This window comes from Pseudomonas alkylphenolica (assembly GCF_004025535.1).
In the GTDB taxonomy this organism is placed as follows: domain Bacteria; phylum Pseudomonadota; class Gammaproteobacteria; order Pseudomonadales; family Pseudomonadaceae; genus Aquipseudomonas; species Aquipseudomonas alkylphenolica_A.
Window position 1 is genome coordinate 536,401 of sequence record NZ_QJRG01000048.1, and the last position, 20,872, is coordinate 557,272.

Below are 20,872 nucleotides of genomic sequence, written 5' to 3' on the forward strand. Positions count from 1 at the left end.
ACCGGGTGCCGAGAATGCCGAGCTTCCCTTTTAAACCCTGAGCGACCGATGAACTCTGCCCTGCTGCTGACCTATGCGTTCACCGTTTTTCTGTTGATTGCGACCCCAGGCCCCGTCGTGGCGCTGGTCATCAATACCGCGGCCCGCGTCGGGCCAAGGCAAGCCATGCTCACCGCCCTGGGCACCAACGGCGCGTCACTGATGCTGATTGTGCTCGCCGCCAGTGTGATCCTGACCAGCAAGGTCATCGCGCCGCACGTGCTGTCCGCCTTGAGCTTGCTGGGGTGCCTGTTCATTGGTTACCTGGGGATTACTACGGTACGTCAGGCGCTGACCAGCGCCCGCTGCGATGAGCTGGCTGCAACTCGACCGGGCGGCTTCTGCAAGGGGCTGGTCGTGGGGCTGTCGAACCCGAAAGACATTCTGTTCTTCGTGGCGTTCTTCCCCCAGTTCATTCAGGTGACTGCCGACACCCGCCACAGTCTGTTGTTGCTGTCACTGGTGTGGATCGTCATCGATATGACCATTCTGGGCCTGTACATCCTCATTACCCTCAAGCTGGCCACACCACGCCAACACCGCCTGATCAGCCTGACCAGCGGCGTCGCGTTGCTAGTGATTGCAGTCATGGGCCTGTTCTACAATCTCAGCGCATTCTGGAACTGATACCACGCGGCTTTCGGTGCCGGGCCTCACGGGTTAAAATGCACGCCCTACCCAGGCCCCTTCGAACCCCACTATGGACAGTCGGATTGAAACCTGAACATAACCGCGACGCCAGTTATTGCATGCCCAACCGCCCAACATCGTTTCGCACAGGCTTATCACGGGTACGCGCGCTTATTCTGGGCAGCGTGTTGGCCGTATTGACGCCGGCGTTTGCCGACGACCTGCGAATCGACCCGCATGCCGACCTGCTGTACCGTCAGGCCGTGAGCCTGATGGAAGAAACCGACAACCAGTACCGCACCTTCAACCTCAAGGCCAGCACCACCGATCAGGACCTGGCGCAGCAGGGCCAGGCCATGGGGCGGACCCTGGCACCGGCAGTGAGCCTGTTGGAGAAAGCGGTAGCGCTTGACCACCCGGTGGCTCGCTATCGCCTGGCGCTGTACTACATGACGTACTTGCCTGCCAGCCAGATCCCCGCTGCGGCCTGCCCGTTGTTGCAAACCAGCCTTGCACAAGGCTTTGCCCCGGCGGCCCTGGGGGTGGAAACCTGGTGCAGCGATTACCGTCACAGCAGCGCGTTTGCCAACGATCTGCAAAACGTCCCGGCGATGACCAACCGCTACGCCTCCTACTACCCGCAGCCGGCCGTACGCTTGCAGTGCACCCGCGAGCAGCCGCAGGGGCTGGCGATGCAGTGGGGCCGACAGCGTGACTACCAGGCCGAAATCTACCGGCTGCAAGGCTATGACGACCTCGATCAGCGCGAGTACTTCTGGCAAAAAGCCGTCGAACTCAACGGCTGCTTCGCCGTCCGTCAGCACTTGCTCAGCCTCCATCACTGAGCCTGTCCAGGTACGCGCGCAAGCGGGACAGCAAGATCGTTCAAGTCAGCCGCGCGCAGCTCTGGCATGCTGTGCAACCTTTTTCAGTTGTTGCAGATTTCCATGTCCAGTCCGCCGTTCGCCCGTCAGGCTTTCATTCAGGGCGCCATCGCCATCCTGCCGCTGTCCCTGGCCGTTGCCCCGTGGGGGCTGCTGGCCGGTTCCATGGCCATCGAGGCCGACCTCACCCCCTGGGAAGGCCAGGGCCTGTCTGCCATCGTTTTTGCCGGAGCAGCACAACTCGTCGCCATTGGCATGATCAAAGGCGGGGCCAACCTGTTTTCCATTCTGTTGACCACCCTGTTGCTGACCTCTCAGCACCTGCTGTACGGGCTATCGATGCGCCCGGTGCTGTCAGGGCTGCCGACCCGCTGGCGCCTGGGGCTGGGCTTTCTGCTCACCGACGAATTCTTCGCCCTCACCAGTCAGTATGACCAGCAGCAGTTCAACCGCTGGTACGCCCTCGGGGTGGGGCTGACGTTCTACATTGCCTGGAACCTGTTCACCCTGGCCGGGATCATTCTGGGGCAGAACATCCCGCACCTGGATCAACTCGGCCTGGACTTTTCCATCGTCGCCACCTTCGTCGCCCTGATCGCCCCGCTGGTGCGCAACGTGCCGACCGTGGTGTGTGTCGCGGTGTCTCTGTTCAGTTCAGTGCTGTTCAGCTTCTGGCACTGGGAAACCGGCCTGGTTGCCGCCGGCCTGCTGGGCATGAGCGCCGGTTTCATCTGCCAGAAATTCAGTGGAGCACGTTCATGATCTTTGCCTTGATCATTGGTATGGGGCTGCTGGTGTTTCTCAACCGTTATGCCTTTCTCGAACCCCGCCTGCCACTGCGCCTGAGCTCCAACGCGCGGCAGTTTCTCGGCTTTGCCGTACCGGGTATGCTCACGGCGATCTGCGGACCGATCATTTTCCTGCCCGGCCACCAGCTCGACCTGAGTCTGGCCAACCCCTACCTGCTCGGTTCAGTGGTGGCGGTGGTGCTGGTGCTGTTGACCCGCAGTACCTTGATCAGCATGCTGGTGAGCATGGCTTTCTTCTTTGTCTTTCGCTGGTGGTTGAACGGCAGCCCATGAACGCAGCACTGCAGGAACAGACCCGCTTCTGGCAAGCCCCGGCATTGGGCGATATCGAGCTGCTGCACGCCCGGTATTTCCAGCAGCGCTTTGCCCCGCATGTGCATGAAGGTTACGTGATCACCATCATTGAGTCCGGTGCCCAGCGTTTCTGGCACCGCGGCGCCGAGCACCTGGCGCCGGTGGGCAGCATGGTGTTGATCAACCCCGACGAACTGCACACCGGGGCAAAGGCCCACGAGCAAGGCTGGCGCTACCGCGGGTTCTATCCGGACAGTGAACGCATCACCGGTGTACTCGATGAGCTGGAACTCAAGCGCAACGGCCTGCCCAGCTTCGAGGCCAGCGTGCTGCACGACCCGCAACTGGCGAAAGCCTTCAGTTGGCTGCACTGCTCGGCCGAACACGGCGCCAGTGCCCTGGAGCAACAGACCGCCTGGCGCGAGGCGGTGTTGCTGCTGGTGCAGCGCCACGCCCGGGTCGACGGCGTGGCCAGTGTGCGTACGCCTGGCAATGAGCCCTGCGCCGTGGCCCGGGCCAAGGAGCTAATGGACAGCCGCCTGGCCTACCCGCCGTCACTGCACGAGCTGGCCGAGGCGGTGAACCTCTCGCCGTTTCACTTTGCCCGGGTGTTTCGCCAGGCCACTGGCCTGCCGCCGCACGCCTGGCTCAAGCAACGACGCCTGAGTCGTGCCCGGGAACTGCTGAAAAGCGACTGCCTGCCGTTCAACGTCGCCTTTGCATTGGGCTTTTCTGACCAGAGTCACCTGAACCGCCAGTTCAAGCAGGCGTACGGGGTGACCCCGGGAGAGTACCGCCGTGCCTGTGTTGGCGAGGCCTGACTGGCCGGGCAACAGGCATAAAAAAACGCCGCATCACCTCAACGATGATGCGGCGCTTTTTCAGCAGCCGGTCAAGCCGGTGCCGAAGTCCGGATCAGGTGATCGAAGGCGGCCAGCGACGCCTTGGCGCCCTCGCCCACGGCAATCACGATCTGCTTGTACGGCACCGTGGTGACGTCACCGGCGGCAAACACACCCGGCAGGTTGGTCTGGCCACGGGCATCGACAATGATCTCGCCACGCGGCGACAGCTCGACCGTGCCTTTGAGCCAGTCGGTGTTGGGCAACAGGCCGATCTGTACAAAGATCCCCTCCAGCGCGATGTCGTGCAGCGTATCGCTGGTGCGATCCTTGTAGCGCAGGCCGTTGACCTTCTCTCCGTCACCGAGCACTTCGGTGGTCAGCGCACTGGTGATCACCTTCACGTTCGGCAGGCTGTGCAGTTTGCGTTGCAGTACGGCGTCGGCGCGCAGCTGGCTGTCGAACTCGATCAGCGTCACCTGGGCCACGATACCGGCCAGGTCGATGGCCGCTTCCACGCCCGAGTTGCCGCCACCAATCACTGCCACGCGCTTGCCCTTGAACAGCGGGCCATCACAGTGCGGGCAGTAGGCAACGCCACGGCTACGGTATTCTTTTTCACCCGGCACGTTCATTTCACGCCAGCGCGCACCGGTGGCCAGGATCACGGTCTTGGCCTTGAGCGAGGCACCACTGGCCAGGCGTACTTCGTGCAGGCCGCCGTCGGCGCCCGGGATGAGCGCCTCGCCGCGCTGCAGGTTCATGATGTCGACGTCGTACTGCTTGACGTGCTCTTCCAGCGCCATGGCCAGTTTCGGCCCTTCGGTTTCCTGTACCGAGATGAAGTTCTCGATGGCCATGGTGTCGAGCACCTGACCGCCGAAGCGCTCAGCGGCAACCCCGGTACGAATGCCTTTACGTGCAGCATAAATGGCCGCCGCTGCACCCGCCGGGCCTCCTCCTACTACCAGTACGTCAAAGGCATCCTTGGCGTTGATCTTCTCGGCCTGGCGCTCGCTGGCGCTGGTGTCCAGCTTGGCAACGATTTCTTCCAGGCCCATGCGGCCCTGGCCAAACACTTCACCGTTGAGGTAGACGCTCGGCACGGCCATGACCTTGCGCGCTTCGACTTCGGCCTGGAACAGCGCACCGTCGATGGCGACATGGCGCACGTTGGGGTTGAGCACCGCCATCAGGTTCAGCGCCTGGACCACGTCCGGGCAGTTCTGGCACGACAGCGAGAAGTAGGTTTCAAAGTTGAACTCCCCTTTGAGCGTGCTGATCTGCTCGATCAGTTCTGCGCTGGCCTTGGACGGATGACCGCCAACCTGCAGCAGCGCAAGCACCAGCGAGGTGAATTCGTGGCCCATGGGGATGCCGGCAAAGCGCAGGCTGATGTCGGCACCGGGGCGATTGAGCGAGAACGAGGGGCGACGGGCGTCGCTGCCGTCCTCACGCAAGGTAATCAGAGTGGACAGGCTGGCGATTTCAACCAGCAGGTCGCGCAATTCGCGGGATTTCGCGCCGTCATCGAGGGAAGCAACGATCTCGATCGGCTGAGTGACCCGCTCCAGGTAGGTTTTCAACTGAGTTTTAAGCGTGGCGTCCAACATACGGGCGATTCCTTTTTCAAACGGTAGAAATAACAACGCCCGGGCGAAAGCGCCCGGGCGTTTTGCGGGGCGGTGACACTGTCAGGTGCGGCAGGCCGCCGCCCTCGGCTGGTTCACGGTCTTAGATCTTGCCGACCAGGTCCAGCGATGGCGCCAGAGTGGCTTCGCCTTCTTTCCACTTGGCCGGGCAGACTTCGCCTGGGTGGGCAGCGACGTACTGGGCAGCCTTGATCTTGCGCAGCAGTTCGCTGGCATCACGGCCTACACCGCCGTCGTTCAGTTCAACGATCTTGATCTGGCCTTCAGGGTTGATCACGAAGGTGCCACGGTCAGCGATGCCGGCTTCTTCGATCAGCACGTCGAAGTTGCGCGAGATCACGTGAGTCGGGTCACCGATCAGCGGGTACTGGATCTTGCCGATGGTGTCCGAGGTGTCGTGCCAGGCTTTGTGGGTGAAATGGGTGTCGGTCGACACGCCGTAGATTTCCACGCCCAGGTCTTTGAACTCGGCGTAGTTGTCGGCCAGGTCGCCCAGCTCGGTCGGGCAGACGAAGGTGAAGTCGGCTGGGTAGAAGAACACCACGGACCATTTGCCCTTGAGATCGGCATCAGACACTTCGACGAACTTGCCCTGGTGGTAAGCAGTGGCTTTGAACGGTTTTACCTGGCTGTTGATGATAGGCATAAGTGACTCTCCTTCAGGGGGTTGAAAAACTTGATGGGAGAATCGTAGCTAATACATTCGCTCAATGCTCATTGGCAAAGCTGATGCTGTTGATTGGTTTTGGCTATAAGGCGGGAGTACTAATAGAAGGGAATGATACTGAGGCAGCTGTACAGCCTATCGCCAGCAAGCCGGCTCCCTGCAGAGAGCTGGCTTGTTGGCGGTAGCGGTGCTTAACGCGAAGGGGTACGCAAAGTAACGAACTCTTCAGCAGCCGTCGGGTGCACGCCGATGGTTTCGTCGAACTGCTGCTTGGTCGCCCCGGCTTTCAAGGCAATGCCCAGGCCCTGGATGATCTCGCCGGCATCCGGCCCCACCATGTGGCAACCCAGCACACGGTCGGAGTCGGCATCGACCACCAGCTTCATCAGGGTTTTCTCTTGCACCTCGGTCAGGGTCAGCTTCATCGGCCGGAAGCGGCTTTCGAAGATCTGTACGTTGTGCCCCTGCTCCAGCGCCTGCTCTTCGGTCAGGCCCACGGTGCCGATCGGCGGCTGACTGAAGACTGCCGTCGGGATGTTCTGGTAGTCCACCGGGCGATACTGCTCTGGCTTGAACAGGCGTCGGGCCACGGCCATGCCTTCGGCCAGGGCCACAGGGGTCAGTTGCACACGGCCGATCACATCGCCAATGGCCAGGATCGAAGGCGCGGTAGTCTGGTACAGGTCGTCGACGCGGATGAATCCGCGCTCATCGAGTTCTACGCCAGTATTTTCCAGGCCCAGGTTATCAAGCATCGGCCGGCGCCCGGTAGCGTAGAAGACACAATCGGCGATCAGCTCGCGGCCGTCCTTGAGGGTTGCCTTGAGGCTGCCATCGTCCTGACGATCGATGCGGGCGATGTCGCTGTTGAACTGCAGGTCCATACCGCGCTTTTCCAGCTCTTCCTTCAGGTGCGTGCGCACCCCGCCATCGAAACCGCGCAGGAACAGGTCACCACGGTACAGCAGCGAGGTCTTGGCGCCCAGGCCCTGGAAAATGCCGGCAAACTCGACCGCGATGTAACCGCCGCCGACCACCAGCACGCGCTTGGGAAGGGTTTTGAGGAAAAACGCCTCGTTGGAGCTGATCGCCAGCTCTTTGCCCGGGATGTCGGGGATCTGCGGCCAGCCACCGGTGGCAATCAGGATGTGCTGGGCGCTGTAGCGCTGGCCATCGACTTCCACTTCGTTGGCGCCCACACACTTGGCGTGCCCCTCGAGCAGCGTTACCCCGCTGTTGACCAGCAGGTTGCGATAAATACCGTTGAGCCGCTCGATTTCGCGGTTCTTGTTGGCAATCAGTTGCCCCCAGTCGAACTGGGCATCTTCCAGCGACCAGCCAAAGCCTGCGGCCTGCTCGAAGTCATCGGAAAAATGCGCGCCGTAGACCAGTAATTTTTTCGGCACACAGCCGACGTTGACGCAGGTGCCTCCCAGGTAGCGGCTTTCGGCAACCGCCACTTTGGCACCGAAACCTGCAGCAAAACGCGCAGCGCGCACACCGCCGGACCCGGCACCAATTACAAACAGATCAAAATCGTAGGCCATCTCAGTCTCCTTGGCAGGTTGTCAGCATAACCCCAGTCGCGATCAGGAACAAAAAAGCCACCCGAAGGTGGCTTTTTCATCCAACGACCTGCGCGACTCAGTAAGCCTTGCCGGTCTTGTAGAAGTTCTCGAAGCAGAAGTTGGTCGCTTCGATGTAGCCTTCGGCGCCACCGCAGTCGAAACGCTTGCCCTTGAACTTGTAGGCAATAACGCAGCCATCCTGGGCCTGCTTCATCAGTGCGTCGGTGATCTGGATCTCACCGCCTTTGCCCGGCTCGGTTTCTTCGATCAACTTGAAGATGTCCGGGGTCATGATGTAGCGGCCGATGATCGCCAGGTTCGACGGCGCATCTTCAGGCTTTGGCTTCTCGACCATGTTGCGTACACGGTACAGGTCGTCGCCGATCAGGTCGCCGGCGATCACGCCGTACTTGCTGGTTTCCTGCGGGTCGACTTCCATGATGGCAACGATGGTGCAGCGGTACTGCTTGTACAGCTTGACCATTTGCTTGAGTACGCCGTCGCCCTCGAGGTTGACGCACAGGTCGTCAGCCAGCACCACGGCGAACGGTTCATCACCGATCAGCGGGCGACCAGTGAGGATCGCGTGGCCCAGGCCTTTCATTTCGGTCTGACGGGTGTAGGAGAACGAGCACTCGTCGAGCAGACGGCGGATACCGACCAGGTATTTCTCCTTGTCGGTGCCTTTGATCTGGTTTTCCAGCTCGTAACTGATGTCGAAGTGGTCTTCCAGCGCGCGCTTACCGCGACCGGTAACAATGGAAATCTCGTTCAGTCCAGCTTCCAGCGCTTCTTCAACGCCATACTGGATCAGTGGCTTGTTCACCACCGGCAACATTTCCTTGGGCATGGCTTTGGTAGCAGGCAGGAAGCGAGTGCCGTAACCGGCTGCCGGGAACAAGCATTTCTTGATCATATACGTCCTTAACAAGGGCTTTTCGTACGAAATTCGGCGCAGTCTAATCAGGCGGCGGCCACCTTACAATGCCCCCACCGACTGGCCGATGCCATGATAGAGAAATCCTAGTGTAGTTAGTTCCCGAAGAAGGTAAATATTACTGCCTTCAACGGCTTGGCCAAGCCACTGATTTTGCGCTGATCCATGCCAGTTTCAAACCGGCGAATCGCGCCCATCCTCGAAGAACGCCTTGCGTCCATCCACCTGACGAGAGGCGCGGGGCACGTTGGCTGCGTCCCCCGTGGGCTTGTCTACATACCAATAGCAATGCTTCGCTGCCCGGGTAATGGCCACGTACGCCAGACGCAGCACCTCATCGCACTGGGCATTGTCGAACGCCTGCGGATCACCTTCTCGCCCCAACCCGGCCTGACGGTACACCTGGTTTTTATAGGGCGAGCTGGTCAGGTACTGGCAGTCACCGAGCATGAACACCGCGTCTGCCTGCAACCCTTTGGCGCTGTGGTACGTCAGCTGACGGAACCGCCGCTGTCCCACCGGCAATCCGGCCTCATAATCAACAATTGGCTTAATATGCTCTGATATCAATAACTTATCGCTACTTTTTCGAAACAACATCATCACGGATTCGCCACGGCGGTAATGCTCCATCAGCGTCTGCGCCAATGCGGCCTCGTCACGCTCGAGTACTTTTACCGGCAGCGGGTCTTCTGCGCTCGGCCCGCAGGCTTTGGCCTTCTTGCCACTGATCGCCGGTGCCGACTTCACGATATGCTCGGCCGCATCGATAATGTGCTGGTGGCTGCGGTAGTTGTCGGCAAGCATGACCCGAGTGGTGCTCGGTGCGACGAATTCCTTGTTGAACGCCATGAAGTACTTGGGCGAGCTACCGCGCCAGCCATAAATCGACTGCCAGTCATCGCCCACACACAATAACGAAGAGTGCTGGGCAACCCGCCCGGTATGCAGCAGTGGCCCCCGCCGGCGTATCTCGCGCAGGCAGGCACGCAACCAGGAGACGATCTGCGGCGAAACATCCTGGAACTCATCAATCATCAGATGCGCCATCGGGCGCAACAGAGGATCGGGCAACAGACGCAGGTTTTCCGGATTGTTCTCGCCGAACAGGGCGAACATGCGGTTGTAGCTCATGATCGGCGGCGACTGGGCGAGCAGGTGCGCCTCCAGGGCCTTCCAGTACAGGCTCAGGGCTTCGAAGAACCGGGCATCGGTGTCACCGGCCGGAAAGCTCATGGCGGCGACGGCGTTGCCTACCTCCAGCCCGAGGTTTTCGATAAAGCCTGCCGCGCCGACAAACGCGTCGAGCAATGGCACTGCCGCCAGCTCGCCCTTGACCTTGTAATCGAACCCCGGCCCTGCCACCGCATCCCCCGCCAAGGATGACGTAAGGCGTTTTGCGGCAGAATAATTTTCTAGCCAAATCACGGGCTTATCGCAGAAAGCTTGAAACAGGGTGCGCTTTATCACCCACTCCGCCCACACCGGGAGCTTGGCACCCGGGCGTTTGTACTGCTGGTTTTCGCCTGGATCAAAACCCAGCACCATCCAGGCATCCAGGTCGGCGATGTAGCCATGGAAGTGGAACCGGCTGCCATTGATCTCAACCGTCTCGCGGCTCGGTTCTATGCCCTTGATCGGCCAGGCGCCAGCGGCGAACCAGAGGTCTTCGAGGGTATCGCACAGCTCTTCGTCGCGGCTGGCCGAGAGCTGGGTGACCGCCACGCGCTTTTGCACATCCGGATGATCACGGTCCAGGGCTTTGAGTTGCAAGGCCTCACGACGCAAGCTGGCAATCAGCTCGGCGAATCGGGGGCTGCTGTTGAGCAGGTCGCGGTAGCACAGGTTGAGTTGCTGGCGCTGGGCGTCGTTGATGCGCAGGTCAAACGGATTGCTCTCGGCATTGGCTTCGCTGCCGCCCGGCATCTCGCTGCCCAGGGTTTCGAACGCCCTCACCTGGCTGAACCCCGGCAGGCTGCGGACCAACGGCAGAATGCGCGAATGGAAGGTTCGTACCAGTTCGCGAGCCTGCGCGCTACTGAGTTCCAGTTGCCAAAGGCCGAACACGTGAATCAGCCGGGCGATGAAGTCTTTGCGCGACTCCCGGGTGAACGTCACCACGGTCATGGCATCGAGTTCAAAACCCAGGTAGTGGCGCAGCAGCAGGATGCGCAACACCAACGAGGTGGATTTGCCTGCCCCGGCCCCGGCAATCACGCAGGTTGACGGGGTGTCGCTGAAGATCATTTTCCATTGCGCCGCGCTGGGCAGTGCATGCGCCGGCAAGCGCTGGGCAACATCCGCCTTGAAACGCTTTTTCAGTTCAGCCGTCAGCGGCAGCCGCCAGTCGTCGAACAGGCTGTTGTCCTGGCCTGGCACGCCGTGACCTTCCGGGCGCAGGTCGCGAATCACCAGGACCTGGCGCCCGGCCTCGTAGCCGTCCACCCGCCCTTCCTCGTAGCCTTCTCGCACACCGTCTGCGTGCCCGGTCCGCTGGCCGCTGGCATGCCCCTGAAACCAGGAATCACGGTGCTGGGCCTGCAGCCGGCTCAAGCCACGGCCGAGCATGCGCGCCGCCAGGCGCCTGAACCAGGGCAATTGCGCAGGTGGGGTCAACTCCGGGGGTAGCTTGGGACGCTCTTCTGACACACTGACTCCAGCACGAATAAACCTGCGCCCATGTTCGCTCCATCAGACAAAAATCACCAGCTGATTGCTTGCAGATCAGTAAATTAGGCGATGAAACGTATAAATTACCCCAACTCTTTACATCTGATAATTCGATAAGAATCAGCCGAAATTTACGCTTATTTTCGATGATAGATTCAGCGATGATCACTCCATCAACCGACTCACCAGGAGAGCCCATCATGCTGCAACTGCGCCCTTTCAAGAGCCTTGGCCACGCCAACCATGGCTGGCTCGACGCCCATCATCACTTTTCCTTTGCCGAGTACTACGACCCACAACGGATGCACTGGGGCAACCTGCGGGTCTGGAACGACGATCTGATAGCTGCCGGCAGTGGCTTCCCGCCGCACCCGCACCGTGACATGGAGATCATCACCTACGTCCGTGAAGGCGCGATCAGCCACCAGGACAACCTCGGCAACAAGGGCCGTACCGAAGCCGGCGATGTTCAGGTGATGAGTGCTGGCACCGGTATCACCCACAGCGAGTACAACCTGGAAAAAGTCGACACGCGCATCTTCCAGATCTGGATTGTGCCAGAGCGCGTCGGTCAGGCGCCCTCCTGGGGAACCCGCCCGTTCCCCAAAGGCGATCGCGACGAAGGCTTTGTAACCTTGGCCAGTGGCCGAGACGGCGATGAAGGCAGTTTGCGCATCCGTGCCGATGCCCGTCTGGTAGCCGCCACCCTGAAGGCCGGGGAAAGCGCTGAGTACCGCTTCGAAGCGGGTCGACGTGGCTACCTGGTGCCCGCCAAGGGGCTGATCGAGGTTAATGGCCTGAAAGCCGAGGCACGTGATGGCGTTGCTATCGAAGACGAGCAAGTGCTCAAGGTAACGGCCTTGCAGGACAGTGAAATTGTCCTGGTGGATGTCGCCTAAAACGGCAACGCCCGCGCCCACCGTGTCATCCGCTGTTCAATCAAGCGGGTAGCACGGTGGGCGCGGGCGTCACCTTTGACCGGGCCGGTCAGGCTCACCTCAGGCGATGGCAGCGTCTACCAGTTGCTGCGCTTCAGCCACCAGGCGCTGCAGGTGCGCTTCATCCACGAAGCTTTCCGCATAGATCTTGTAGATATCCTCGGTGCCTGACGGGCGCGCGGCGAACCAGCCGTTGGCGGTCATCACTTTCAGGCCGCCAATGGCCTGGTTGTTACCCGGGGCATGGCTGAGGATCTGCACGATCGGCTCACCGGCAAGTTCAGTCGACTTGACCTGCTCCGGCGCAAGCTTGCTCAACAGCGCCTTCTGCTGCGGGTTGGCCTTGGCCTCGACGCGGGTGGCGAACGGCTCGCCCAGTTCGGCCGTCAGGGCCTCATAGGCCTTGCTTGGGTCGCGACCGGTACGGGCAGTAATTTCAGCGGCCAGCAAGGCCGGAATCAGGCCATCCTTGTCAGTGGTCCAGACGCTGCCATCCTTGCGAAGGAACGACGCGCCAGCGCTTTCTTCACCGCCAAAGCCCAGGCTGCCGTCGAACAGGCCATCGGCAAAAAACTTGAAGCCTACTGGCACTTCGTAGAGGCGACGGCCCAGTCGCGCGGTGACGCGATCGATCAGGCCGCTGCTGACCACGGTTTTACCGACTGCCGCATCCGCACGCCACTGTGGACGGTGCTGGAACAGGTAATCGATGGCTACGGCGAGGTAATTGTTCGGTGCCAACAGACCATTGGGGGTCACAATGCCATGACGATCGTGGTCCGGGTCGCAAGCGAATGCCACGTCGAAACGCTCGCGCAGGCCAATCAGGCCCTGCATGGCGTGTGGCGAGGACGGGTCCATGCGGATCTGGCCATCCCAGTCGACGCACATGAAGCGGAAGGTCGGATCAACTTCGGTATTGACCACTTCCAGGTTCAGCTTGTAGTGCTCGGCAATGGCCGACCAGTAACGCACCCCGGCGCCACCCAGCGGGTCGACGCCCAGGCGCAGGTTGGCCGCGCGGATCACGTCGAAGTCGATGACGTTCTCCAGGTCAGCCACATAGCTGCCTACGTAGTCATGCCGGTGCGTGGTGCTGGCGTTCAGGGCCTGCTCGTGATCGATGCGTTTGACGCCGTTGAGACCGTCCGCCAGCAGCTCGTTGGCCTTGGCCTCGATCCACTTGGTGACATCGCTGTCGGCCGGGCCGCCATTGGGCGGGTTGTACTTGAAACCACCGCTTTGTGGCGGATTGTGCGACGGCGTAATCACAATACCGTCGGCCAGGCCGCTGCTGCGGCCACGGTTGTAGCAAATGATCGCGTGCGACACGGCTGGCGTCGGCGTGTACTCATCATCCTTGGACAGCATGACGTCCACACCGTTGGCCGCCAGCACCTGCAAGGCGCTGGCCGCGGCGGGTGTCGACAGGGCGTGGGTGTCGGCACCGATGAACAGTGGACCGTCGATCCCCTTGGCCTGACGGTACAGGCAGATCGCCTGGCTGATGGCCAGCACGTGATGCTCGTTGAAGCTCAGGTCCAGCGAGCTGCCCCGGTGTCCGGAGGTGCCGAATGCAACCCGCTGGGTAGCAATGCTGGCATCGGGCTGGCCGGTATAGTAGGCGGTCAACAGGCGCGGGATATCTACCAGCACGGAGGCTGGAGCCGGTTTGCCTGCCAAAGGACTGAGCGTCATGCAAAACCTCAAGAAAGGATGTTCAGGGTAATGAAAATGCAGAGTTTACTGGCACTTTGACAAGCACGCGATGCCATTGCTCCCTGCAACGGGAATTTTTCTACTGCGGGGCCCACCAGCTGGGGAACATTTGCTGCACCCTGGCCTCGGCGAACCGGTCGTCGATGAGCATGACCATACCCCGGTCAGCGGTACCACGAATGACCCGGCCGGCCGCCTGAATGACCTTTTGTACACCGGGGTACAGATAGGTGTAATCGAACCCTGCACCAAACAGCTGAGCCATACGTTGCCTGATCTGTTCGTTCACCGGGTTGACCTGAGGCAAGCCCAATGTCGCCACAAACGCACCGATCAGCCGAGTGCCCGGTAAGTCGACGCCCTCGGCGAACGCCCCGCCCAATACCGCAAAACCGATACCGCAGCCGTCAGGCTCGAAACGCGCCAGAAACCCTTGGCGCTGCGTCTCGTCCATGCCGGGTGCCTGGCGCCACTGGACAATCTGCGGGTGGGTTGCCGCCAACCGTTCTGCCACCTGCTGCAGGTAGTCGAAACTGCTGAAGAACGCGAGGTAGTTACCCGGCTGCCCGGCGTACTGTGCGCTGATCAGCTCGACAATCGGTGCCATCGAGGCGGCGCGCTGCTGAAAACGGGTCGATACATGGCTGACCACCTGTACCCGCAGCTGCTCGGCAGCAAAAGGTGAGGCCACGTCCAGCCAGGCCGTGTCGGCCGGCATGCCGAGCAGGTCGGCGTAATAACGCCTGGGGCTCAGGGTGGCGGAAAACAGCGTGGTGCTGCGAGTGGCCGCGATCCGCGGACCGATCTGCGCGGCCGGTACCACGTTGCGCAGGCACAGGGTCGACAGGGTGCGCTTGCCCGTTGCCTCGCGCGTGGTGATGTCAAAGATGAAATGCGCGTCAAACAGTTCACTGACCCGCAGGAACTGCAGCGCATCAAAGAAGAACTGCAGCAGGGCCGGATCGATCCCGGCGGGTTGCTGGTTCAATTGCTCCTGAATCAAACCAATGCAGTTCTGCAACGCCTTGAGCAAGGCTTCCGGTAGCTCGTCGACAACCCGGTACGGCACCTGTTGCGCCTTGTGCAAGGCATTCCACTGGCGATTCAGACGATCCAGCGCGCTGGTCAGGCCTTGCGGCTTGCTCCGCCGCAAGGCCTGCAACTGCCACTGATCGAGGCTGGCGCTGTACATCTGCCGCGCCCGCTCCACCAGGTTGTGGGCTTCATCCACCAGCACTGCCACGCGCCACTGATTGACCTGGGCAAGGCCATGGAGCAAGGCACTCTGGTCGAAGTAGTAGTTGTAGTCGGCGACCAGTACATCGACCCAACGCGCCATTTCCTGCCCCAGGTAGTAGGGGCACACCTGGTGGGCCAGGGCCACTTCACGCAAGGCTGCCTTGTCGAGCAGGGTCACCGCCTGGGCCGCCTGGCGCGCGGCGGGCAAGCGGTCGTAGAAGCCCTTGGCCAAGGGACAGGCGTCGCCATGGCAGGCCGTGCCCGGAAACTCGCAGGCTTTGTCCCGGGCGACCAGTTCCAGGCTGCGCAGGGCCAGCTCTGGCGCACTGCCGTGCACCTGCTGCAATGCTTCCAGGCCAAGGGCGCGCCCCGGGGTCTTGGCAGTGAGGAAAAACACCTTGTCCAATTGCTGCGGCACCATCGCCTTGAGCAACGGAAACAGCGTACCCAGGGTTTTACCAATCCCCGTGGTGGCCTGGGCCATCAGGCAACGTCCGGTGCTCACCGCCTTGTACACGGTTTCGGCCAGGTCACGCTGCCCTCGGCGAAATTGCCCATGGGGGAATGACAGCGCCTGCAGCCCGGCATCGCGCAAGGCAATACGTTGCATCTGCTGCTCCGCCCACTGCAGGAACACCCGGCATTGAGCATTGAAGAATTCCTCAAGCGCTTGAGCGCTCAGGTGCTGTTCGATCAGGGTTTGCGTGTCGCTGTCGACGTCCAGGTACACCAGGGCCAGGTTGATCCCGTCCAGCTGGCGTTGCTGACAGAGCAGCCAGCCGTAGACTTTGGCCTGGGCCCAATGCAACTGGCGATGATTGAGTGGCTGTCGTGCCAGATCGCCACGGTGGGTCTTGATCTCTTCGAGCCGGTTGAGCAGCGGGTCGTAGCCATCCGCCCTGCCCCGCACCTGCAACGCGCCATACTGCCCCTCAAGGCTGATCTCGGCTTCATAGCCAGGTCCGCGCCTGGCCACCACCCGTTGATGACCGATGATGCCTTCCTGAGCGGTGGGTGACGGAGTAAAGCGCAGGTCTAGATCGCCCTCCTTCGCGCTGAACTCGCACAACGCCCGTACCGCAACGCGATAACTCATGGAGCCGGCTCGCTCCAGCGGACATGGCAGACCTCAATTGGCAGACCGTGCTGGTTGCAGAAGTCGATCCAGCGTAGCTGGTTGTCTTGCAGGCGATCGCCCGGACCCTTGACCTCGATCATGCGGTAGCGCTGCTGTTCGGGCCAGAACTGGATCAGGTCGGGCATGCCGGCGCGGTTGGTCTGGATATCTTCAAGCAATCGCTCGAAACAGCACTTGAGGTGTTGCGCGGGCACACACGCCAGCGCCTGGTCGAGCAGGTCCTGGTTGAGCACCTGCCAAAATACGAAGGGCGACTGCAGCCCTTGTTTACTGGAAAAGTGCTGACGGATGGTTTGCCGGTAACGGCCATCGTCCAGCTGGGCGAAGCAATCGCTGAACAGGCTGGCGCGTCGCGCCCTGAACTCGGGATCATGCAGGTCCTGAGGGGCACTCTGGAATGGGTGAAAGAAGGCGCCGGGCACCGGGGCGAATATCGCCTCCCAGCACAGCAGACCGAACAGGCTGTTGAACAGTGTGTTCTCCACGTAGTGCACCGGCCCTCCCGCCTGCTCCAGCTGCATCAGCGCCGCTTGCTCCACGCCGAATACCGCTTGTTCACGGGGCAACTGCAGCTCGATCAATGGCGGCGGCGCGTTTGCCTTTCGCCGTTGTGGCGGGCCACCGAGCTTGCGTTGCAAACGCGGCAGTATGCGCGCCAGCGCTTGTACCTCGATCGGCCCGGCGGGTTGCTCGGCAACCTGGGTTGCCAAGGCATAGGCCTGTGCCCACTGTTCACTGCGCTCAAACACCCGGACGCGGCGAATCCGTGCCTGCGGATGCTGGCTCTGCGGGTAAATCTGCAACGCCAGGTCCCAGTCGCCGAGGCGTTCGCTGTGCTGGCCCAGCTGGTACAGCAAGCGCGACCGACGGCGTAGCAGCCAGGGGTTGTCGCTGTTGAGCAATTGGACCTGATCCAGAACGTCGCTCACCGCCAGGCCCTGCTCAAGCAATTCGGCGCAGCGATGTAACGCCAGCGCCGCGTCAACATCGCGGCGATGGCGCAGCGCCCGGGATTCGTCACTGAAGGCCACCTGCTCGTAACGCAGCAGCCCCAGATCCGCCAACACAAACTCCGACCAGTCCTGGTACAGGTTGCCAAAAAACAACAGACGCAGGCGATCACACAGCGCCTGCAACTGCAGGGTAATGATCGGCTCGGCAAAGCCCGGCAGCCAGTCGTGCAGGCAGCGCGGCGTAAGGTCCAGGGCCTGCAACTGGGTGTACAGCTCGCCCTTGGCCGCTTTGGGTCGCGCCAGGTGGCCGGCAAAGCCTTCGGCGATTTCTTCCTTGCGCAACAGCTGGAACAGCTGTTCCAGGGTCAGCGGCTGGCAATCACTGACCCACCCCAATGCCAGCAGAGGGCCCAGCGCCTGAAGGGTCGGACCGATCTCGGCGTACTCCAGCTTGCTGGGGCGAAACTGCTCGCCTTTGCGCATTACCATACGCACCAGCAACGCCTGGGAAGAACGCGGCTGCTCAGGGAACTGGCGGATAAACGCCTGCTCGTTAGCGTCGAGCAGGTCGGCATAGCGCAACGCGATCCAGTCGAGCACCTGCTGGAAATTGTGGAGGTAATAAAACGGGTCGTCGACGGAGTAGGCAATCACGGCGAAGCTACAGGTAGGCTATCAAGGCACTGGTTATACATACAGACCACCCGGCTTGGCAAGCGCAACGCCGACCGCCGATCGGTCTGGCTAGGTGCCCGACTTGAGTGCCCCCTGCAGCGCCTCACTGAGCACACTCAACGCACTCTGCAAGTCACCTGGCCCACCGGCAGGCCAGCCCAGGTGCACATACTGTTGATAATCGCCCCGCAAACTGAATACCTCGCCCGGCTCGATGACCAGGCCCAGGCGCAACAAACGCTGGAAAACTAAACGCGTGTCCAGCGGCTCGCGGACCTGCGCCCAGATGGCGGCGCCGCCTGCCGGCATCTGGAAATGCAGGTGGGCGCCCAGTTGTACCTGTAACTGCCGATACAAGTGGGTAACACGCTCCCGCAGGCGCAAGCGAGCCTGCTCCAGGTACAAGTCGACACGGCCTTTGGCATACAGCCGGGCCACAGCCTGCTGACGCAACGGCGGCAGGCGCATGCCCCGCGCCAGAAACTGTCGCTGCAAGGCTTGTTGACCTTGCCGGGCCAGCAGATAAGCAAAAGGCGCTTCAGCTCCGACCGTGCGCTCCAGTGACGAGAACACCAGCAAGCGTTGCGGATCGACCTGTTCACGCAGGCTCGGTTGAGGACAGGCGGCGAAACAGTATTCGCCATCCAGGTCATTTTCCAGCAGCCACACATCATGCCGGGCCAGCAGACCGGCAATCGCCTGGTGTTGTGACGAAGGCAAGAGGCTGCCATGGGGGCTGTGCAGACGCGAGGGGAGCATCACCATGCGCACCGGTTCGCACACCAGCAACTGCGCAAGGTGGTCCAGATCCAGTGCCCCCTCGATGCCCACCGGTATCTCGATGATTCGTAACCCAAGGCTCTGCAGCATTCTCAGCACATACCAGGAACACGGCGAGGTGACCAGAATCGTGCTGCCTTGCAGCTGTAACGCAATCAGCATCGTTTCGAACAACGAGCGCAGGTCGGCGGTCAGGTAGACATCCTCCGCACTCCAGTACTGCTGCACCGAACGGGTGTAACGCGCAGCCAGCGCGGTTCGCAACTCCAGATCACCGCAAGGATGGAGAAAGCCGGCAGCGCGGGGGTATTGGCGCAGCAGTTGCCGCTCTACACCCAGCAGGTCTGACTCCAGCGACGGCAACGACTGCTCGCCACTCCACACCAGCATCTGGGAACTGCCGGCATGCTGTCGAAAATCAAGCAACAGGTCTTCGCCGTCGAATGCCGACACCGCCGACTCACCGCCCCGGGCGAAATAGCCCGACTTGGGTACCGACTGTACACGGCCATCATGCTCGAGCAACGAGTAGGCGTACTGGACGGTCGAGATTGAAACGTTCAGGCGTCGGGACAGATCGCGCAGCGACGGTAGCTTGTTGTAACTGCCGGGTGCCATCTGGGCGATCAGTTCCAGCAGGTAGCGGTAGACCGCCCGGTAGGCAAACTCGCCATTTTTTGTCGGACGCTTCATCAAAGGCTGCCAGCCTGCCCACCCCGGCGCGACCTACTGCTCGTAGTATCCGTCTGTAAATACCTGAGATCAGCTCCCCGAGCCTGCAAACTGGCCAGTAAGTCTTTATCCGCCGGCGCCGCGCGGAAGTACAAGCCCTGCAACATCTGCAGCGGCAAGCCGCCGATATCCACCAACCATTGCACCACAGGTTCCGGAGCCGATTGCCCGCGCAGTGCCTTGTGCAAATAGGGGAGCGCGACCAACATGCCGGGATGGCAGCGGCGCAAAAACGCTTCCAGGTGCAAACCTTTTTCGACAAAGGGAGCAAATAGCCGGCACACCAGCTGTGCTTCGCTCAAGCCATAGGCACACAGAGCAGCCTCGTTGGCCTGGTCACGGCGCGCGTCCAGCCCATCCGGCTGCCAGTGCTCGAGCACCTGGCGCTGCATCGACTCCGGTACCGCCTGTCGCCGCAGCACGTTGCGGGACAGTTGCAGGAACATTTCGATGCCATCGCGGTAAGTCGTGTTGTCAATAAACTCAGCGTGGAGCCCGTGCAAATGAGCCAACAGCACGGGATTGGCCGATCCCGCCTGCGCAGAAAAAAAACTTTGCGCATCGAACCGATACCCGAGAAAACCCATCAAGCGCTCGCAATAAAGCGACCCGTGATCGGCCACCAGGTCGTCGATGGCAATAAAGCGCAAGGCCGGTCGATCGTCAGTATCGGGCACCGGCTGCTGGGGCGGTTCCTGCCCTGACAACAGGCACTCGTAGCGTGTATGAAGCGCACACATGCCATCGAACAACGTCGTTGCGCAGCTATGGATAGGACGCACACTTTCAAACCCTGCATTGCGCAGCGCACGTCGGCTCCAGGCCAGGTAGCGCTTGCGCGTCGACAGTGAATCGGCAGTGATGATCGCGTCGGCGCCGCCTTTGTAGCGCATGACCTGACGTGCAAGCTCCGCCATGTGCAGGTAACCCTGGGTGGCAAAATTTGCCGACAGCGCCGCGCTCCCTGAAAGATGCCCGCCCAGCAGCCACGCGTGCCGCTCGGACTGCTGCTGGTCGCTGGACGGCGGCCGCCGGCTGTCGTAAGGCAGCAATTGCCCTGCATCCAGCACCAGCAACTCGATACGTGGGTCGTCATGCATGAACAACGTCGAAAAGGTACTGTCGATGTTGGCCCGGGTCGTTGCACTCATGCCGGCTTGCCAGGCTGTGGCAACGTGCAGGCGGAACGTACCGGAGGAGCGCGAAGCAATACTCAACTGCGCAGCGCGCAAACAGGCCAGTGCCTGGACGCAGGGCTGACTGCCATCGCAGACGAACATCAAGCGCACGCCGTTGACCCGCTCTACACCGCCGGCCGCGACAATCAAGCGCTGAATCAACAACTGCAACGAGGCTTTTTGCGCCTGCGACAAATGTTCAAATAAACGCTGCAATACTTGTTGATATATATACTGCATGGCTTGTTCGTGAATACTGCCCATAACGCCCACCTGAATTTCAGTTACGGCCACCTGAAAGAAATCGCTCCTGCGAAGTCTTTCAATCAGCAGAAATAAGAATCAACCTAGTATCCTAGGAAACTTCCCACAACTTCCTACAGCAATATACTGATAGCCCAACCTAATCCACTCCTGCACATTCCTGTATCACCACCCACCCGAACCAATAGAAACTGCCTTATCACAACTCACTCCTTGAGCGCACAAATGACAGGCCATTATCGGGCGTTGAACGGTGAATAAAAG

At 61.1% G+C, this 20,872-nt stretch carries 16 protein-coding genes; 6 read left to right on the forward strand and 10 right to left on the reverse strand.

Annotated features, from left to right (window positions below):
* The first annotated feature begins 48 nt into the window (after positions 1-48).
* The 5 genes from DM813_RS22945 to DM813_RS22965 all read left to right on the forward strand — a co-directional run bounded on the left by DM813_RS22945 (position 49) and on the right by DM813_RS22965 (position 3,477).
* On the forward strand, positions 49-666 hold the full coding sequence (locus tag DM813_RS22945; RefSeq protein ID WP_128325688.1) for a LysE family translocator: 618 nt from the start codon (positions 49-51) through the stop codon (positions 664-666).
* A gap of 122 nt (positions 667-788) precedes the next feature.
* Complete coding sequence (locus DM813_RS22950) at positions 789-1,514, forward strand: sel1 repeat family protein (RefSeq protein WP_431312006.1); 726 nt, start codon at positions 789-791, stop codon at positions 1,512-1,514.
* A gap of 102 nt (positions 1,515-1,616) precedes the next feature.
* Positions 1,617-2,315: an AzlC family ABC transporter permease gene (locus tag DM813_RS22955; protein ID WP_128325689.1), complete on the forward strand. Its 699-nt coding sequence runs from the start codon at positions 1,617-1,619 to the stop codon at positions 2,313-2,315.
* Positions 2,312-2,635: an AzlD domain-containing protein gene (locus DM813_RS22960; protein WP_128325690.1), complete on the forward strand. Its 324-nt coding sequence runs from the start codon at positions 2,312-2,314 to the stop codon at positions 2,633-2,635. The genes DM813_RS22955 and DM813_RS22960 overlap by 4 nt, the downstream gene beginning before the upstream one ends.
* The gene (locus DM813_RS22965; RefSeq protein ID WP_128325691.1) at positions 2,632-3,477 is read left to right on the forward strand and encodes a helix-turn-helix transcriptional regulator; all 846 of its coding nucleotides are present in this window, start codon (positions 2,632-2,634) and stop codon (positions 3,475-3,477) included. Before DM813_RS22960 ends, DM813_RS22965 begins: the two co-directional genes overlap by 4 nt.
* A 71-nt stretch (positions 3,478-3,548) precedes the next feature.
* On the opposite strand, the gene ahpF is transcribed toward DM813_RS22965, so the two are convergent.
* From ahpF to DM813_RS22990, 5 genes are all read right to left on the reverse strand, one after another.
* A complete protein-coding gene (ahpF, locus tag DM813_RS22970) occupies positions 3,549-5,111 on the reverse strand; it encodes an alkyl hydroperoxide reductase subunit F (protein ID WP_128325692.1) in 1,563 nt (520 codons plus the stop codon).
* Positions 5,112-5,232: 121 nt separating this feature from the next.
* Entirely contained in the window at positions 5,233-5,796 is a 564-nt protein-coding gene (ahpC, locus tag DM813_RS22975) for an alkyl hydroperoxide reductase subunit C (protein ID WP_128325693.1), read from the reverse strand.
* A 212-nt stretch (positions 5,797-6,008) separates the two neighbouring features.
* Positions 6,009-7,364, reverse strand: coding sequence for a glutathione-disulfide reductase (gorA, locus tag DM813_RS22980; RefSeq protein ID WP_128325694.1), 1,356 nt, complete (start codon positions 7,362-7,364; stop codon positions 6,009-6,011).
* Positions 7,365-7,461: 97 nt separating this feature from the next.
* Positions 7,462-8,301, reverse strand: a complete 840-nt coding sequence (gene galU / locus DM813_RS22985) for a UTP--glucose-1-phosphate uridylyltransferase GalU (RefSeq protein WP_128325695.1) — start codon at positions 8,299-8,301, stop codon at positions 7,462-7,464.
* Positions 8,302-8,496: 195 nt separating this feature from the next.
* Positions 8,497-10,890 carry a UvrD-helicase domain-containing protein gene (locus DM813_RS22990; RefSeq protein ID WP_431312007.1) on the reverse strand — a complete coding sequence of 798 codons (2,394 nt, stop codon included), beginning with the start codon at positions 10,888-10,890 and terminating at the stop codon, positions 8,497-8,499.
* 302 nt (positions 10,891-11,192) lie between these two features.
* Between DM813_RS22990 and DM813_RS22995 the strand changes: the two genes are divergently transcribed.
* Positions 11,193-11,891 (forward strand): pirin family protein, encoded by a 699-nt coding sequence (locus DM813_RS22995; RefSeq protein ID WP_128325697.1) that lies wholly within the window; start codon positions 11,193-11,195, stop codon positions 11,889-11,891.
* Between the two features lie 99 nt (positions 11,892-11,990).
* Here the strand turns inward: DM813_RS22995 and pgm are convergent, their stop codons facing one another.
* The 5 genes from pgm to DM813_RS23020 form a co-directional block, all read right to left on the reverse strand.
* On the reverse strand, positions 11,991-13,628 hold the full coding sequence (gene pgm / locus DM813_RS23000) for a phosphoglucomutase (alpha-D-glucose-1,6-bisphosphate-dependent) (RefSeq protein WP_128325698.1): 1,638 nt from the start codon (positions 13,626-13,628) through the stop codon (positions 11,991-11,993).
* 100 nt (positions 13,629-13,728) lie between these two features.
* Positions 13,729-15,984: an ATP-dependent DNA helicase gene (locus DM813_RS23005; protein WP_128325699.1), complete on the reverse strand. Its 2,256-nt coding sequence runs from the start codon at positions 15,982-15,984 to the stop codon at positions 13,729-13,731.
* Positions 15,981-17,633 (reverse strand): VRR-NUC domain-containing protein, encoded by a 1,653-nt coding sequence (locus tag DM813_RS23010; protein WP_128325700.1) that lies wholly within the window; start codon positions 17,631-17,633, stop codon positions 15,981-15,983. Before DM813_RS23010 ends, DM813_RS23005 begins: the two co-directional genes overlap by 4 nt.
* Before the next feature lie 90 nt (positions 17,634-17,723).
* Entirely contained in the window at positions 17,724-19,127 is a 1,404-nt protein-coding gene (locus tag DM813_RS23015) for a PLP-dependent aminotransferase family protein (protein ID WP_128325701.1), read from the reverse strand.
* Positions 19,127-20,584, reverse strand: a complete 1,458-nt coding sequence (locus DM813_RS23020) for a hypothetical protein (protein ID WP_128325702.1) — start codon at positions 20,582-20,584, stop codon at positions 19,127-19,129. Before DM813_RS23020 ends, DM813_RS23015 begins: the two co-directional genes overlap by 1 nt.
* Positions 20,585-20,872: the final 288 nt, after the last annotated feature.